This is a genomic window from Saccharomonospora iraqiensis subsp. paurometabolica YIM 90007 (assembly GCF_000231035.2).
GTDB lineage: Bacteria > Actinomycetota > Actinomycetes > Mycobacteriales > Pseudonocardiaceae > Saccharomonospora > Saccharomonospora paurometabolica.
The window spans coordinates 155,626-157,610 of the sequence record NZ_KI912232.1; the positions used below are offsets into that span (position 1 = coordinate 155,626).

At 73.6% G+C, this 1,985-nt stretch carries 2 protein-coding genes and 1 pseudogene; all 3 read left to right on the forward strand.

Annotation, left to right across the window (positions count from 1 at the left end; all coding sequences use genetic code 11):
- Positions 1 to 1,206, forward strand: a 1,206-nt coding sequence (locus SACPADRAFT_RS0211240; RefSeq protein WP_007027433.1) for a replication-associated recombination protein A, incomplete at its 5' end; no start/stop codon positions are given.
- 66 nt (positions 1,207 to 1,272) lie between these two features.
- Complete coding sequence (locus tag SACPADRAFT_RS0211245; RefSeq protein WP_007027432.1) at positions 1,273 to 1,680, forward strand: DUF948 domain-containing protein; 408 nt, start codon at positions 1,273 to 1,275, stop codon at positions 1,678 to 1,680.
- A gap of 104 nt (positions 1,681 to 1,784) precedes the next feature.
- Positions 1,785 to 1,985: pseudogene (locus SACPADRAFT_RS0211250) on the forward strand (hypothetical protein); the annotation flags it as partial.

Sequence of the window (1,985 nt, forward strand, 5' to 3'; positions counted from 1 at the left end):
GCCCCGCTGCGCAGGCTGGTCGAGGGCTCGGCACCGGCGTCGGTGCTGCTGTACGGGCCGCCCGGCACGGGCAAGACCACCCTCGCGGGGCTCGTCTCCACGGCGACCGGCAGGCGGTTCGAGGCGCTGTCGGCGCTGTCCGCCGGGGTGAAGGAGGTGCGCGGGGTCATCGAGGCGGCCCGGCGCCGACGCACCTACCAGGGCGAGGACACCGTCCTGTTCATCGACGAGGTCCACCGGTTCTCCAAGACCCAGCAGGACGCCCTGCTCGGCGCGGTGGAGGACCGGACGGTGCTGCTGGTGGCGGCGACCACGGAGAACCCGTCGTTCTCGGTGGTCTCCCCGCTGCTGTCCCGGTCGCTGGTGTTGCAGTTGCGTCCGCTCACCGACGACGACGTGCGCGCGCTGCTGGACCGCGCGGTGACCGAGCGCCGGGGCCTGGGCGGTGCGGTGGAGGTGACCGGGGAGGCCCTCGACCACCTGGTGCGGCTGGCCTCCGGGGACGCGCGCCGGGCGCTGACGGCGCTGGAGGCCGCCGCGGAGGCCGTCGCGGCCACCGGTGGATCGGTGGTCGACCTCGCCACCGTGGAGTCCACTGTGGACAAGGCGGCGGTGCGCTACGACCGGGACGGCGATCAGCACTACGACGTCATCAGCGCGTTCATCAAGTCGATCCGGGGCTCGGACGTGGACGCGGCACTGCACTACCTCGCCCGGATGATCGAGGCGGGGGAGGACCCGCGGTTCGTCGCGCGCAGGCTCGTGGTCCACGCCAGCGAGGACGTCGGCATGGCCGATCCCACGGCCCTGCAGGCCGCCGTGTCCGCCGCGCACGCGGTGCAGTTCATCGGGATGCCGGAGGGCAGGCTCGCGCTCGCCCAGGCGACCGTGCACCTGGCGACCGCGCCGAAGTCGAACGCGGTGATCACGGCCATCGACACGGCACTGGCCGACGTGCGTGCGGGAGGCACCGGCACCGTGCCGCCGCACCTGCGGGACGGGCACTACACGGGGGCCACCGCGCTGGGCAACGCGCAGGGTTACCGTTATCCCCACGACGTCGCCGAGGGGGTCCTGGCTCAGCAGTACCCGCCCGACGAACTGGTCGGCCGGGACTACTACGACCCGGGCACGCACGGGGCCGAGCGGACCCTGGCCGAGCGCGTTCCCCGGCTCCGCCGGGCGGTCCGGGGAGGCGATCGGTGACGCGCGACGACGCGCGGTAGCCTGACGGCCAATCGGCGTGGTCGGACGAATCTTCGAGGAGGGCACGTGTCGGCAGGGCAGATCGCCGCAGTGATCGCCGCGGGCGCCTTCGTGTTGCTGGTGTTGTTCCTGGCGATCGCGCTGGTCAAGCTCGGCCGCACGCTGGACGAGGCCACGGTCGCCATCCGCAAGGCCCACGAGAACACGGACCCGCTGCTCACCGGGGCGAACGACACCATCACACACGTCAACACCCAGCTCGAACGGGTGGACGGCATCACCGCGAACGCGCAGTCGGTCTCGGGCAACGTCTCGGCGTTGTCCTCGGTGTTCACCGCCACGCTCGGCGGTCCGCTGGTGAAGACGGCCGCGCTCTCCTACGGCATCAGCAAGGCGATCCGGGCCCGCCGCAAGGGTGGTGCCGACGAGGGCAGGCACGCGCGGCGGCGCCGGAGGAAGGGCGGTCGGCGATGAGGCGGTTGTTCTGGCTGGGTGTCGGCGTCGCCGTCGGGGTGACGGTGAGCCGCCGAGCCACCGAGACGGCTCGTCAGGCGAGCCCGGCCGGGTTAGCCTCGAACGTGGGCGACGCCCTGCGCGAGCTGGCGGGCGCCGTCGGGACGTTCGGTGCGGACGTGCGGGCCGGGATGAGCGAGCGGGAGCAGGAACTGGGCGAGATCGTGGACCGCCGTTCCGGCACCGCGCCGTCCGGGGCGGTCCGGCGGTCGACACGGGAGCCGGGGTCGACGAGAGCGTCGGGGGCGCGGGCGTCGGCGGGGCGC